At 70.0% G+C, this 12,521-nt stretch carries 11 protein-coding genes, 3 tRNA genes and 1 pseudogene; 7 read left to right on the forward strand and 8 right to left on the reverse strand.

Translation table 11 applies throughout. From position 1 onward, the window contains the following. Positions 1-21: 21 nt before the first annotated feature. From AB0436_RS03140 to AB0436_RS03150, 3 genes are all read right to left on the reverse strand, one after another. Complete coding sequence (locus AB0436_RS03140) at positions 22-513, reverse strand: DUF5709 domain-containing protein (protein WP_366465902.1); 492 nt, start codon at positions 511-513, stop codon at positions 22-24. A gap of 186 nt (positions 514-699) precedes the next feature. Next, positions 700-1,110 carry a VOC family protein gene (locus tag AB0436_RS03145; protein WP_366465903.1) on the reverse strand — a complete coding sequence of 137 codons (411 nt, stop codon included), beginning with the start codon at positions 1,108-1,110 and terminating at the stop codon, positions 700-702. A gap of 10 nt (positions 1,111-1,120) precedes the next feature. After that, positions 1,121-1,579: a helix-turn-helix transcriptional regulator gene (locus AB0436_RS03150; protein ID WP_366465904.1), complete on the reverse strand. Its 459-nt coding sequence runs from the start codon at positions 1,577-1,579 to the stop codon at positions 1,121-1,123. Positions 1,580-1,650: 71 nt separating this feature from the next. Between AB0436_RS03150 and AB0436_RS03155 the strand changes: the two are divergent. Further along, positions 1,651-1,839: pseudogene (locus AB0436_RS03155) on the forward strand (PhzF family phenazine biosynthesis protein); the annotation flags it as partial. A 7-nt stretch (positions 1,840-1,846) separates the two neighbouring features. On the opposite strand, the gene AB0436_RS03160 reads toward AB0436_RS03155, so the two are convergent. Beyond that, complete coding sequence (locus AB0436_RS03160; protein WP_366465905.1) at positions 1,847-2,164, reverse strand: YrhK family protein; 318 nt, start codon at positions 2,162-2,164, stop codon at positions 1,847-1,849. Between the two features lie 199 nt (positions 2,165-2,363). Between AB0436_RS03160 and AB0436_RS03165 the strand changes: the two genes are divergently transcribed. The 5 genes from AB0436_RS03165 to AB0436_RS03185 all read left to right on the forward strand — a co-directional run bounded on the left by AB0436_RS03165 (position 2,364) and on the right by AB0436_RS03185 (position 11,127). Next, positions 2,364-5,120: a SpoIIE family protein phosphatase gene (locus AB0436_RS03165; RefSeq protein ID WP_366465906.1), complete on the forward strand. Its 2,757-nt coding sequence runs from the start codon at positions 2,364-2,366 to the stop codon at positions 5,118-5,120. A 467-nt stretch (positions 5,121-5,587) separates the two neighbouring features. Beyond that, positions 5,588-7,081 carry an FAD binding domain-containing protein gene (locus AB0436_RS03170; RefSeq protein WP_366465907.1) on the forward strand — a complete coding sequence of 498 codons (1,494 nt, stop codon included), beginning with the start codon at positions 5,588-5,590 and terminating at the stop codon, positions 7,079-7,081. Beyond that, positions 7,078-9,483: a xanthine dehydrogenase molybdopterin binding subunit gene (gene xdhB, locus AB0436_RS03175; RefSeq protein WP_366465908.1), complete on the forward strand. Its 2,406-nt coding sequence runs from the start codon at positions 7,078-7,080 to the stop codon at positions 9,481-9,483. Before AB0436_RS03170 ends, xdhB begins: the two co-directional genes overlap by 4 nt. Position 9,484: 1 nt before the next feature. Then, complete coding sequence (xdhC, locus tag AB0436_RS03180) at positions 9,485-10,294, forward strand: xanthine dehydrogenase accessory protein XdhC (protein ID WP_366465909.1); 810 nt, start codon at positions 9,485-9,487, stop codon at positions 10,292-10,294. Between the two features lie 326 nt (positions 10,295-10,620). Next, on the forward strand, positions 10,621-11,127 hold the full coding sequence (locus AB0436_RS03185) for a nucleoside deaminase (RefSeq protein ID WP_366465911.1): 507 nt from the start codon (positions 10,621-10,623) through the stop codon (positions 11,125-11,127). 54 nt (positions 11,128-11,181) lie between these two features. On the opposite strand, the gene AB0436_RS03190 is transcribed toward AB0436_RS03185, so the two are convergent. The 4 genes from AB0436_RS03190 to AB0436_RS03205 form a co-directional block, all read right to left on the reverse strand. Continuing rightward, positions 11,182-11,361 (reverse strand): hypothetical protein, encoded by a 180-nt coding sequence (locus AB0436_RS03190; RefSeq protein WP_366465913.1) that lies wholly within the window; start codon positions 11,359-11,361, stop codon positions 11,182-11,184. A 240-nt stretch (positions 11,362-11,601) separates the two neighbouring features. Next, positions 11,602-11,678: transfer RNA gene (locus AB0436_RS03195), tRNA-Ile, on the reverse strand. A 181-nt stretch (positions 11,679-11,859) separates the two neighbouring features. After that, positions 11,860-11,932: transfer RNA gene (locus tag AB0436_RS03200), tRNA-Asn, on the reverse strand. A 5-nt stretch (positions 11,933-11,937) separates the two neighbouring features. Then, a tRNA-Asn gene (locus tag AB0436_RS03205) sits at positions 11,938-12,010 on the reverse strand. A gap of 174 nt (positions 12,011-12,184) precedes the next feature. Here AB0436_RS03205 and AB0436_RS03210 point away from each other — a divergent pair. After that, entirely contained in the window at positions 12,185-12,484 is a 300-nt protein-coding gene (locus AB0436_RS03210) for a YtxH domain-containing protein (protein ID WP_366465915.1), read from the forward strand. Positions 12,485-12,521: the final 37 nt, after the last annotated feature.

The following is a 12,521-nucleotide window of genomic DNA, read 5'->3' on the forward strand; positions in this document are numbered from 1 at the left end:
CTTCCCGGTGCATCTCTTCTCTCACACCGAGCGCTCGGGCGGCTGCTCGGGATCGTCGACGACGTGGACGGCCGCCTCCTCCGCCGAGGCGGCGGCACCGTCGATGCCGACGTCCTGGCCCTCCACGTCGTCGTGGATCGGTCGCTCGATGCCCTGGTCCGGCGCAAGGAGGCGGCCGGACCGTTCCTCCCCCGCCTCGGCGTCCACGAGCTCCCCGTCGGTGTCCGGGGCATCGCCGAGACCGTCGCCGGTGTCGTCAGCCGACTCCGTGGCGTCGGGGACCTCCTCGGACAGCCGCTCGTCCAGACTCTCCCCCTCGCGCTGTTCCCGTGCGGTGGTGCCTGCCTTGTTCACGCCGAACGGACGCTCGGGCGGGGAGAAGCCCTTGTCGAGCGTCTCGTCGTAGTCGTTCTCGTCGAGGGCATCCTCCATGTCGAGCGGGCTCGCGTCCTCCTGCTCCTCGTTGGTCCCCGTCGGCTGGTAGACGTCGTCACCCATGGTGCCGTCGCTCATGACCACTCCCTGCGTTCCGGATACGGCTTCCACCTGCGGGTTCCCGCCCCAGCGCGGCGCATTCACCCCGGGTCGGGGCTGAACGTCGAAGCAGCGGGCGAGGAGACGGAGCAGGTCCCCGGCCGCGTCGGCAGACCCACCGGCCTGTGTACCCGGTCGGACGGGTGCCGGTCACGGGTGGGGCCGCTACTCCTTCGGCGCCTGCGAGAGCCGCACCATGTTCCCCGAGGGGTCGCGGAACGCGCAGTCACGCGGGCCCCAGGGCTGGTCGATGGGCTCCTGGAGGACCTCGGCGCCGGAGGCCCGGATCTTCTCGAAGGCCGCGTCGAGGTCGTCGGCACGGAAGACGACGTTCGGCAGGACGCCCTTGACGAGCAGTTCCTGCATGGCGTCGCCGTCGGCCTTGGACCGGCCGGCATGCGGCTCCGAGAGCACGATCTCCAGACCGGGCTGGGTCGGGCTGCCGAGGGTGACCCAGCGGTACTCGCCCGAGGCGACGTCGTTGCGTACCTCGAGGCCGAGCGCGTCACGGTAGAAGGCGAGCGCCTCGTCCGGGTCGTGGACGGTGATGTGGCAGTACTGGAGTGCGATGGTCATGCCGTCAACGCTAGGCGGCGTCTTCGCGGTCCGCTTCTCGAATACTGCTCGCTGTTTCACCGGTCGGCCGTCCGTCTCTGGTCGGCCGGGTGAACACCTTCGCCACGCACGCGGGCATCGCCGTCACGGCGCTGTGCTCCCGGAGCCGGTAGGCGCTCGGCGTCTCCCCCACGATCTCGGTGAACCGCGAGCTGAACGAGCCGAGTGAGGTACACCCGACCTCCATACAGGCGTCGGTCACGCTCATACCCGCGCGCAGCAACGCCATCGCCCGCTCGATACGGCGCGTCATGAGGTACTGGTACGGAGTCTCGCCATAGGCGGCCCGGAACTGCCGCGAGAAGTGCGCCGGCGACATCAGCGCGGGCCGAGCCATCGTCGGCACGTCGAGCGGCCGGGCGTACTCCCGGTCGATCAGGTCCCTCGCCCGGCGCAGGTGCGCGAGGTTGGCCAGACCCTGCGAGTTCATGAAACCGAGGCTAACACCGGTCCCCTGCGGGGAAATGGTGTCCCACCGCGCGAGAACCGGGGTGTGGTTCGCTTGTCGAGGACGAGGCGACCGGCGCGGCCGCGATGCTGCTGGCGGGTGAGCTGGGCCGTGATCTACGGATTCGCCAGGGCGAGGGGTCCGACATCGTGGCCCGCGTCGCCGACGAGGGATGGATCGAGATCGGCGGGCGCGTGGTAGCTGCCGGGGTCCGCCCGCTCCAGGAAGTCGAAGGCGCCTGACACCACGTCAGTAGTCCTGGGGGTTCTCCTGTGTCCCGGCGACTCGCGGTCCGGCCTCCGGTATACGGGATGCGACGCGCTGAAGGTGCAAATGGCGGGTGAGACGGATCGCGGGGCGGATCAGCAGTTCGATGCTGCCGATCAGAAAACACCAGGTGCCTGGCACGGTCCACTGCTCGGAGAAGAACATCACGCTGCCGACGATGAACCACAGGGCGATGAGGATGTCGTTGGCGATACTGGCGGCCTCATAACGCCGCCGGATGACGAGTTCCTCCCGCCCGATGTGGATGACCAGTGGCGTGCTTCCCGAAGAACTGTTCATCCCCGCACGCTACGGCAGCGGCGCCGACCGACTCCGTCGCGTCGTGGTCACCCCGCCTTCGGCGGCCACCGGCCGACCAGCTCCTGCCCGGTCACGGGGTTTGTGCGAGTCCGGTCGCGGACAATTGGGTAGGAGGATATTTCGGCTGATTCTTGGTCTTTTTGTTCGTACTCGAAGAAGCGATCGGCAGGACCGGCCCATGGGTGAGCGCAACGCGTCTTTCGGTCCCCCGCCGCGGGGCCGTCTCTCCTCGCTGGGGGTGCGCAGCGTCGCGGGCCAGGTGTTCGTCCTGCAGGTGGCCGTCGTGGTGCTGCTGATCGCGGCCGCGGTGGTGGCGCTGGTGCTGCAGGCCCGGCGGGACGGCACGCTGGACGCCCGCCACCACACGCTCAATGTGGCCGAGGCCTTCGCCCAGGCCCCGGGAACGGCAGCGGCGGTGACCAGCGCCGACCCGACTGCGGCCCTGCAGCCGCGTACCGAACAGGTCCGTAAGTCGACCGGCGTCGACTTCGTCGTGGTCTTCAGCAAGACCGGCATCCGCTACACCCATCCCGACACGAATCTGATCGGCAAGCATGTCCTCGGCCCGTACAAGTCGGCCATCACGCACGGAGCCTTCACGCGGACCTTCACCGGGAGCCGGGGCCTCGCCGTGGACTCGATCGTCCCCGTCACCAAGCCCGACGGCACGGTCGTCGGCCTGGTGTCGGTCGCGATCACGGTGGAGGAGGTGCAGAACGCGGTGAACCGTCAGCTGCCGGTACTGCTGGGCTCGGCGGCGGGGGCGCTGGTGTTGGCGGCGGGCAGCTGGGTGCTGGTGTCGCGGCGGCTGCGGCGGCAGACCCACGGGCTGGGGCCGGCGGAGATGACGCGGATGTACGAGCACCACGACGCGGTGCTGCACGCGGTGCGGGAGGGCGTGGTGATCGTCGACCAGCACGGGCGGCTGCTGCTGGCGAATGACGAGGCGCGGCGGCTGCTGGAGCTGCCGGTGGACGCGGAGGGGCGACACGTCGCGGAGCTGGGGCTGGCGGCGGGGGTGGCCCAACTGCTGGTCTCGCAGCGGGCGGCGAGTGATGAGGTGCATCGGGCAGGGGACCGGCTGCTGGGGATCAATGTGCGGTGGACGGACGGCGGGGGCCGGACGACCAGGTGTGTGGCGACGCTGCGGGACACCACGGAGCTTGCGGCGCTGACCGGGCGGGCCGAGGTGGCGCGGGGGCGGTTGACGCTGCTGTACGAGGCGGGTGTACGGATCGGGACCACCCTGGATGTGGTGCGTACGGCCGAGGAGCTGGCGGAGGTAGCGGTGCCGCGGTTCGCGGACCTCGTCACCGTCGACCTTGCCGATGCCGTGCTGCACGGGGAGGAGCCGGGGCGGGCGGGCACCGAGATGCACCGGGTGGCCCTGCGGGGGGTGCGGGCCGATGCGCCGGTGGCCCCGGTCGGGCATGTGGTGCGGTTGCTGCCCGCGGCACAGCAGGCGGAGGGGCCGGCCGCGGACCGAGGGACCTTGATCGCCGACTTGAGCGCGGAGCACGGCTGGCGGGCCCACGACCCCCAGCACGCGGCGAGGATCCTCGACCACGGCATCCATTCGCTGATCGCGGTGCCGCTGCGGGCCGGCGGGACGGTGCTGGGCAGGGCCTGCTTCTGGCGCTCGGAGCACGGGCAGCCGTTCGACACGGACGATCTGTCCCTTGCCGAGGAGCTGGCCGCCCGAGCGGGGGTGTGCCTGGACAACGCCCGTCGGTTCACCCGGGAGCATGCCGTGGCCGTCGCTCTGCAGCGCAGCCTGCTGCCGCGCGGCGTGTCCGCGCAGACCGCGGTGGAGGTCGCTCACCGCTACCTGCCCGCGCAGGCCGGGGTGGGCGGGGACTGGTTCGACGTCATCCCGCTGCCCGGGGCCCGGGTGGCGCTGGTGGTGGGCGACGTGGTCGGCCACGGGCTGCACGCCGCGGCCACCATGGGCCGGCTGCGGACCGCGGTGCACAACTTCTCCGCCCTGGACCTGTCGCCCGACGAACTGCTGGGGTACCTGGACGAGCTGGTCGTCCGGATCGACGCCGACGAGGCGGCCGGGGAGGCATGGCCGGGGGTGACCGGGGCGACCTGCCTGTATGCCATTTACGACCCGGTGGCCGGCCGCTGCTGCATGGCCCGGGCGGGCCACCCCGGGCCCGCGCTGGTACATCCGGACGGCTCGGTGGAGTTCCCGGAGGTGCCCGTCTCCCCACCGCTGGGGCTCGGCGGCCGGCCGTACGAAACCGTCGAGCTGCCCGTTGCCGAGGGCAGCCAGCTGGTGCTGTACACCGACGGGCTGGTGGAGGACCGCGACCGGGACATCGACGCGGGCCTTGACCTGCTGCGGGAAACACTGGCGGGGCACCCCCGGCGGGCCCCGGAGCAGACCTGCCAGGCGATCGTCGACGCCGTACTCCTGCCGCGCCCCAGCGACGACGTCGCCCTGCTGGTGGCCCGCACCCGGCTGCTGGGCCCGGAGCACGTAGCCGAGTGGGAGGTGCCGTCCGATCCGGCGGCTGTCGCCCCGGTGCGGGCCGATGCCGGTCGGCGGCTGGCGGCCTGGGGGCTGGACGAGATCGCCTTCACCACCGAACTCATCCTGTCGGAGCTGATCACCAACGCCATCCGGTACGGCACGCCTCCGGTCCGCGTACGTCTGCTGTGCGACCGCACCCTGATCTGCGAGGTCTCCGACGGTTCCAGCACATCCCCGCACCTGCGCCAGGCGACGACCACCGATGAGGGCGGCCGCGGGCTGTTCCTGGTGGCCAGGCTCGCGCAGCGCTGGGGCACCCGGTACACCCCGACAGGCAAGGTCATCTGGACCGAGCAGTCTCCGCGGGGAGACATCGGGGAGGTGAACCTCGACCTCGCCGATCTCCTCCTCGACCCCGGCGGGCTTCCCGACGAACCCAGCAGCGACCCTCCCTGAACCTCGCCCACCGCATTTACCGGAAGAAATATTGCCGCCCTATCCCTTTGTGCGATGAACCGATACGTTTAGCGGCACTCGATCCGTTTGTCGTAGCTTCCTATAGACTACTACCGGCCTCCGTATGCCCCCTTGACCGATGGGCCGACGGCAACCTAGTTTCGAGCGAACCGACTCGTGAGCTGCTGGAAGGAGGCGAAGTCGGATGTCGACCCTCTCCGACCTGCATCGCCTCGCCCAGCGGACCGCCTGGGTTCCGGGTCGTGTAGCACACGGCTGCTGAGCAGCCTCTTCCCGGCGTGCCCGATCGGGGCCCCGGCACCTTCCGAATCTCTGTCACCGCCTGCGACACGGCGTTGCGTGTTGATTTGCGCTGCGGTTTTCTCAGGCTGCGCCACCGAAATAGAAAGCCCTGAAATGGCGACTAGGACAATCAGAACGACCGCGCCCCGAAATGAGGAGCTCTCATGGTAGCCGCGCGGATCACGGTCAATGGGAAGGCCGCACCGATTTCCCCGGCCACGCCCCACACAACGGTCCTGGATTTCCTGCGTGAGCGTGGCCTCACCGGGAGCAAGGAAGGCTGCGCGGAGGGCGAATGCGGCGCGTGTTCGGTCCTGGTCGCCCGTCCCGGGGTGAACAAGCCCACTGACTGGGTGGCGGTCAACGCCTGCCTGCTCCCGGTCGCGGCCCTCGACGGTCAGGAGATCATCACCTCGGAAGGTCTCGCCACCGCCGGCGAGCCCGGCACGCCGCCCACCCTGCACCCGGTGCAGGAGGAGATGGCGGTCCGCGGCGGTTCCCAATGCGGTTACTGCACACCGGGATTCATCTGCAGCATGGCCGCCGAGTACTACCGGCCCGACCGCTGCGCACACGCGGACTCGGCCGGCAGCACCGAGGCCGGCAGCGCCGACTCGGGCAGCGCCGACTCGGAGCATGGCCCGAACGGTTTCGATCTGCACTCGCTGAGCGGAAACCTGTGCCGCTGCACCGGTTACCGCCCGATTCGCGATGCCGCGTTCGCCGTCGGTACGCCCGCCGAGGACGACCAGCTGGCGCAGCGTCGCGAGCAGTCCCCGCCCGCACCGGTTGCCACCGAATACGCCCAGGACGGCAGCGTGTTCCTGCGGCCGAGCACCCTGGCCGGAGCGCTGCAGCTGCTGCGCGAGCGGCCCGACGCGGTAGTGGTCGCCGGCAGCACCGACCTGGGGGTGGAGGTGAATATCCGTTCCCGCCGGGCGAATTGCGTGGTCGCCATCGACCGGCTGCCCGAATTGCGGGAGCTCCGGGTCGAATCCGACGTCATCGAGATCGGCGCGGCGCAGACGCTCACCGAGATCGAACGCCGCCTCGACGGCAGCGTCCCGCTGTTGGCGGAGTTGCTGCCGCAGTTCGCATCCCGGCTCATCCGCAACAGTGCGACCCTCGGCGGCAACCTGGGTACCGGCTCCCCCATCGGCGACAGCCCGCCGGTGCTGCTCGCGCTGGAGGCGTCGCTGGTGCTCGCCGACGCGGACGGTGAGCGTGAGGTCCCGCTGGCGGACTACTTCACCGGCTACCGGCAGAGCGTGCGCCGTCCCGGTGAGCTGATCCGCGCGGTGCGCATCCCGCTGCCGCTGTCGCCGGTCGTGGCCTTCCACAAGATCGCCAAGCGGCGCTTCGACGACATCTCCAGCGTGGCGGTCGCTTTTGCGCTCGACGTCGAGGACGGGATCGTCCGCAAGGCACGCATCGGCCTGGGCGGCGTGGCCGCCACCCCGATCCGCGCCCTCGCCGCCGAGGCGGCCCTGGAGGGCAAGCCGTGGGCGGCGGAGACCGTCGAGGCCGCGGCCCAGGTACTGCAGGCCCAGGGCACGCCGATGAACGATCACCGCGCCAGCGCCGGCTACCGCTCCGCGATGCTCGGCCAGAGCCTGCTGAAGCTGCACGCAGAAACCACCGAGGCGGTATCGTCATGAGCCATTTGTCCGAGCGCCCCGAAATGCCCGTGGTCGGCGTTTCGATGCCGCACGAGAGCGCCAACCTGCACGTCACCGGTACCGCGCTCTACACCGACGACCTGGTCAGTCGCACCAAGGACGTGCTGCACGCCTACCCGGTCCAGGTCATGAAGGCGCACGGCCGGATCACCGCGCTGCGCACCGAACCCGCGCTCGCCGTGCCCGGCGTGGTGCGCGTCCTGACCAAGGCCGACGTGCCGGGCGTCAACGACGCCGGCATGAAGCACGACGAGCCGCTGTTCCCCGACGAGGTCATGTTCCACGGCCATGCGGTCGCCTGGGTGCTCGGCGAGACCCTGGAGGCCGCCCGGCTCGGTGCGGCGGCCGTGGAGGTGGAACTCGACGAACAGCCCTCCCTGGTCACGCTGCAGGACGCGATCGCGGCCAACAGCTATCACGGCGCCCAGCCCGTGATGCTGGCCGGTGACATCGACGCCGGCTTCGCCGATTCCGCGCACGTGTTCACCGGCGAGTTCCAGTTCTCCGGTCAGGAGCACTTCTACCTGGAGACGCACGCGGCACTGGCCCAGGTCGACGAGAACGGGCAGGTGTTCATCCAGAGCAGCACCCAGCACCCTTCGGAGACCCAGGAAATCGTCGCCCACGTGCTCGGCCTGCACAGCCACGAGGTGACCGTGCAGTGCCTGCGGATGGGCGGCGGCTTCGGCGGCAAGGAGATGCAGCCGCACGGGTTCGCCGCCATCGCCGCGCTCGGCGCCAAACTGACCGGCCGTCCGGTCCGGTTCCGGCTCAATCGGACTCAGGACCTGACCATGTCCGGCAAGCGGCACGGGTTCCACGCCGAGTGGAAGATCGGCTTCGACGCCGACGGCCGTATCCAGTCCCTGGACGCCACCCTGGTCGCCGACGGCGGCTGGAGCCTGGACCTCTCCGAGCCGGTGCTGGCCCGCGCGCTGTGCCACATCGACAACACCTACTGGATTCCCAACGCACGCGTCGCCGGCCGCATCGCCAAGACCAACACGGTCTCCAACACCGCCTTCCGCGGTTTCGGCGGACCGCAGGGCATGCTGGTGATCGAGGACATCCTGGGCCGCTGCGCTCCGCTGCTCGGCCTGGACCCGATGGAGTTGCGGGAACGCAACTTCTACCAGCCGGGCCAGGGCCAGACGACGCCGTACGGACAGCCGGTGACGCAGGCCGACCGGATCTCCACCGTATGGCAGCAGGTTCAGAACGACGCCGGCATCGCCGACCGCAAGCGCGAGATCGCCGCCTTCAATGCCGCGCACCCGCACACCAAGCGGGCCCTCGCGATCACCAGTGTCAAGTTCGGCATCTCGTTCAACCTCACCGCCTTCAACCAGGGCGGCGCGCTGGTGCTGATCTACAAGGACGGCTCGGTCCTGATCAACCACGGCGGCACCGAGATGGGCCAGGGCCTGCACACCAAGATGCTGCAGGTGGCCGCGACCACGCTGGGCATTCCGCTGCACAAGGTGCGGCTGGCCCCGACCCGGACCGACAAGGTGCCCAACACCTCCGCCACCGCCGCCAGTTCCGGGGCGGACCTGAACGGTGGGGCGGTGAAGAACGCATGCGAGCAGCTGCGCGAGCGGCTGCTTCAGGTGGCCGCATCCCAACTGGGTGCGAACGCCTCGGACGTGCGCATCGTCGAGGGCGTCGCACGCGCCCTGGGCAGCGACAAGGAGCTGGCCTGGGACCACCTGGTGCACACCGCGTACTTCCAGCGAGTGCAGCTCTCGGCGTCCGGCTTCTACCGGACCGAGGGTCTGCACTGGGACGCGAAGACGTTCCGGGGCTCGCCGTTCAAGTACTTCGCCCATGGCGCCGCCGCGACCGAGGTCGAGGTGGACGGCTTCACCGGCGCGTACCGCATCCGGCGGGTGGACATCGTGCACGACGTCGGCGACAGCCTGTCCCCGATGATCGACATCGGTCAGGTCGAGGGCGGTTTCGTCCAGGGCGCCGGCTGGCTGACGCTGGAGGACCTGCGCTGGGACACCGGCGACGGGCCGAACCGCGGCCGGCTGCTGACCCAGGCCGCGAGTACCTACAAGCTGCCGAGCTTCTCGGAGATGCCCGAGGAGTTCTACGTCACGCTACTGGAGAACGCCGGCGAAGAGGGCGCGGTGTACGGGTCCAAGGCGGTGGGCGAGCCTCCGCTGATGCTGGCCTTCTCGGTGCGGGAAGCGCTGCGGCAGGCCGCCGCGGCCTTCGGGCCCGCCGGAGTCAGCGTGGAACTCGGCTCCCCGGCGACACCGGAGACGGTGTACTGGGCCATCGAGGCAGCCCGCAGGGGCGACGTGCAGCGCAACGGGGATGCTCACGAGGGCGGCGAGCTCCCCGCCGGGGCAAGCGCTTTGAGCAATGCCTGACATGACCTGGGTAGCCGCGGTCGCGCGGTTGCGAGCCCGCCGGGAACCCGGCGTGCTGGTGACCGTCGCGACCGTGCGCGGCCACGCGCCCCGTCGAGCCGGTGCCAAGCTCGTCGCGGGCGAGGCCGAGACCTGGGGTTCCATCGGCGGCGGCAACATCGAGGCCGCCGCGATCGACCGGGCCCGCAAGCTGATCGGCACGCCCGACCCGGAGCCGGAGCTCATGGAGTTCGCCCTCAACGACAAGGTCACCAACCGACACGGCGTGCAGTGCTGCGGTGGAGCCGTCACCGTACTGCTCGAACCGCTGCCGGTGGTCCCGGCGGTGGCGATCTTCGGGGTCGGGCACGTCGGGCTGGAGCTGGCCCGCATCCTGGCCCGCCACCACCTCGATCTGCACCTGATCGACAGCCGCCCCGAGGTACTCGCCGACGAACGGCTCGGCGTGCTCGCGGACGCGGTGGCGCAGATCCACGTGCACCACACGCCGCTGCTCCCGGAGGAGGTGCTCGCGGAGCTGGCGCCCGGCACCCACACCCTGATCATGACGCATGATCACGCAGAGGACGCCGCCCTGTGCGACGCCGCCCTGCGCACCACCGGCCTCGGCTCGATCGGACTGATCGGCTCGGCCGCCAAATGGGCGCGCTTCCGGCAACGCCTGGCCACCGAGGGCGGCCACGACGCCGCCACCATCGACCGGATCAAGACCCCGATCGGCATGACCGAGATCACCGGGAAGGAACCGGCCACGATCGCGGTGAGCGTCGCGGCGGACCTGCTCCGGGCCTTCGAACAGGGCCGCCCCTGAGCACCGGCGGAGAGGTCCGGTCGGCGTGTCCGTAGTTTTCTCCCGGCGCGAACGCGGCCGCCTCCTGTAGGAAGCTATGAAGATCGCGTTTTGTCCGGTGGTCGCTTTCATGTCTTCCATGCCTGGCCGACCCGCCTCTGCTGACTGTGTACTTGTCGTACAAGTTGCAACAGACCAGGGCGAGTTGCAGCGCACACGGGCCACCGCCGGTCCGCCGCTCTGCGGCGTCCGACCACTCCCCCGACCTGCTGCCCGTGCGCCGTCCCGCGCGGGCAGCAGCACCTCGAACCGCCACCCCGTCGCCCCGATTCCCCGAAGGAGCAGTCATGACCACGCACCCCCAGGAAGCAATCGTCCAGGACTCCGAGCGCGCCTGGATGGAAAGAGCGATCAGCCTGGCCACCGCCAGCGTGATCAGCGGCGGCGGTGGCCCGTTCGGCGCCCTGGTCGCCAAGGACGGCGAGGTCGTCGCCACCGGCAACAACCAGGTCACCGCCACCCTGGACCCTGTCGCGCACGCCGAGGTCAGCGCGATGCGCGCCGCGTGCAAGAACCTCAACACCTTCTCGCTCGAAGGCTGTGTCCTGATCACGTCCTGCGAGCCGTGCCCGATGTGCCTGTCCGCTGCCCTGTGGGCGCGCGTCGACCGGCTCGTCTACTCCGCCGACCGGCACGACGCCGCGGTGGCCGGCTTCGACGACCGCGAGTTCTACGACCTGTTCGAGAAGAAGCCCCACTCGATGTGGCCCATGGAGGTCGAGCACCTGGACCTGCCCAACCGCACAGAGCCCTTCGACACGTGGCTGGCCAAGGTGGACCGCATCGCCTACTGACCAGGAGCCCGTGCCGCCGCCGTACGCCCCCGCCGCCCCGGGGGCGTACGGCGTTCAGATCCTGGGATGACTGCTTCCGGCCGCGATCTCCCGCACCACCTCCATGACGGCCCGGGCGCGGGCAGTCTGCGTCACACCCTGCACCGTTGCCAGTTTGACTTCCAGCGGTGGGCGTCCGTCCCGCAGTTCCAGTTCCACGACCTCACCGCCGCCATAAGTCTTCGAAGCCTTCACCCTGGGCACCGTGATCGCGCTGCTGTGCCTGGGCTCCGTGGGCCGGAGACCGGGCGCGTCCGAAGACAACGGACCGGCTTCAGCAGCTGCGGGCAAGCAGGCTTGCTGAAGGCACTCGTCGGTCCCGATGTAAGCCGTACGAAGGAGCCTTCGGCGGGTCGGTGGCAGCGTTCGTGCAGCGGATGGTCCGGCCCGACTAGCGTTGCGACAACGCTTCCGCAGGCCACGACGTTTCTGCTGTGGTGGGGCGGGTGGGACTCGAACCCACGGCCGACGGATTATGAGTCCGCTGCTCTAACCGGCTGAGCTACCGCCCCTTTACGGCGTGGCGCGTACATGTGTGCGCGCCGTCTGCCGCAGCATAGCCGCTCATACGATCTCCTGCCTCGGATGGTCGGCACCGCTCGCCCTTGAGGACTCCGTCGCAGGCCGGGAGGTTCCACCGGGGCGGAAAGTGCACACGAAAAAGGGCCCCGAGGGGCCCTCCTCCGTCTTCTGCTCCCCCGACTGGACTCGAACCAGTAACCCTCCGGTTAACAGCCGAATGCTCTGCCAATTGAGCTACAGGGGACCGCGCTCCCCCGACTGGACTCGAACCAGTAACCTGCCGGTTAACAGCCGGCTGCTCTGCCAATTGAGCTACAGGGGATTGCTGCGTTGCACCGAACGTACCCATTCCGGTTGTCCCGGGGGGCGCGCGCTCGCTGCGACACATACATTAGCGCAAGCAGGGGGGTGCTCCGCCAATCGGTTCCGCCCCTGGGTGATCACGCGTGCTGCCGGGTAGGCGGGGCAGCATCGGCACAAGGGAAGGGCGGCAGCCATGCGGTACAAGCTCACGTTCGTCGTTGGACTCGCTCTCGGTTACGTGATCGGCACGCGGGCGGGCCGCGAGCGCTATGAACAGTTGAAGAAGTCGGCCCGGCAGGTGGCCCAGAACCCGGCCGTACGCAATGTGGCCGAGTCCGCCGCGCAGAACGGGCGGGGTGTCGCGGAGAAGGCCCTGCACTCGGTCAGCGAGAAGGTCGGGGACCGGATGCCGGATGCGATGACCCAGCGGGTCCGGTCGATGCGGGAGCGCAACGGCGTGGTCGAGGACGACTGGGGCACCACCAACACCTGACCGGGCAGGTCGGCCCGGAGCGCCCGAGGGGCCTCGG

It is taken from the genome of Streptomyces sp. NPDC051322, assembly GCF_040689485.1.
Classification (GTDB): domain Bacteria; phylum Actinomycetota; class Actinomycetes; order Streptomycetales; family Streptomycetaceae; genus Streptomyces.

What these genes read in the sequence shown, in the direction of transcription:
- AB0436_RS03140 (WP_366465902.1), bottom strand. Translation starts at nt 513, where the DNA reads ATGAGCGACGGCACCATGGGTGACGACGTCTACCAGCCGACGGGGACC.
- AB0436_RS03145 (WP_366465903.1), bottom strand. Translation starts at nt 1,110, where the DNA reads ATGACCATCGCACTCCAGTACTGCCACATCACCGTCCACGACCCGGAC.
- AB0436_RS03150 (WP_366465904.1), bottom strand. Translation starts at nt 1,579, where the DNA reads ATGAACTCGCAGGGTCTGGCCAACCTCGCGCACCTGCGCCGGGCGAGG.
- AB0436_RS03160 (WP_366465905.1), bottom strand. Translation starts at nt 2,164, where the DNA reads ATGAACAGTTCTTCGGGAAGCACGCCACTGGTCATCCACATCGGGCGG.
- AB0436_RS03165 (WP_366465906.1), top strand. Translation starts at nt 2,364, where the DNA reads ATGGGTGAGCGCAACGCGTCTTTCGGTCCCCCGCCGCGGGGCCGTCTC.
- AB0436_RS03170 (WP_366465907.1), top strand. Translation starts at nt 5,588, where the DNA reads ATGGTAGCCGCGCGGATCACGGTCAATGGGAAGGCCGCACCGATTTCC.
- xdhB (WP_366465908.1), top strand. Translation starts at nt 7,078, where the DNA reads ATGAGCCATTTGTCCGAGCGCCCCGAAATGCCCGTGGTCGGCGTTTCG.
- xdhC (WP_366465909.1), top strand. Translation starts at nt 9,485, where the DNA reads ATGACCTGGGTAGCCGCGGTCGCGCGGTTGCGAGCCCGCCGGGAACCC.
- AB0436_RS03185 (WP_366465911.1), top strand. Translation starts at nt 10,621, where the DNA reads ATGACCACGCACCCCCAGGAAGCAATCGTCCAGGACTCCGAGCGCGCC.
- AB0436_RS03210 (WP_366465915.1), top strand. Translation starts at nt 12,185, where the DNA reads ATGCGGTACAAGCTCACGTTCGTCGTTGGACTCGCTCTCGGTTACGTG.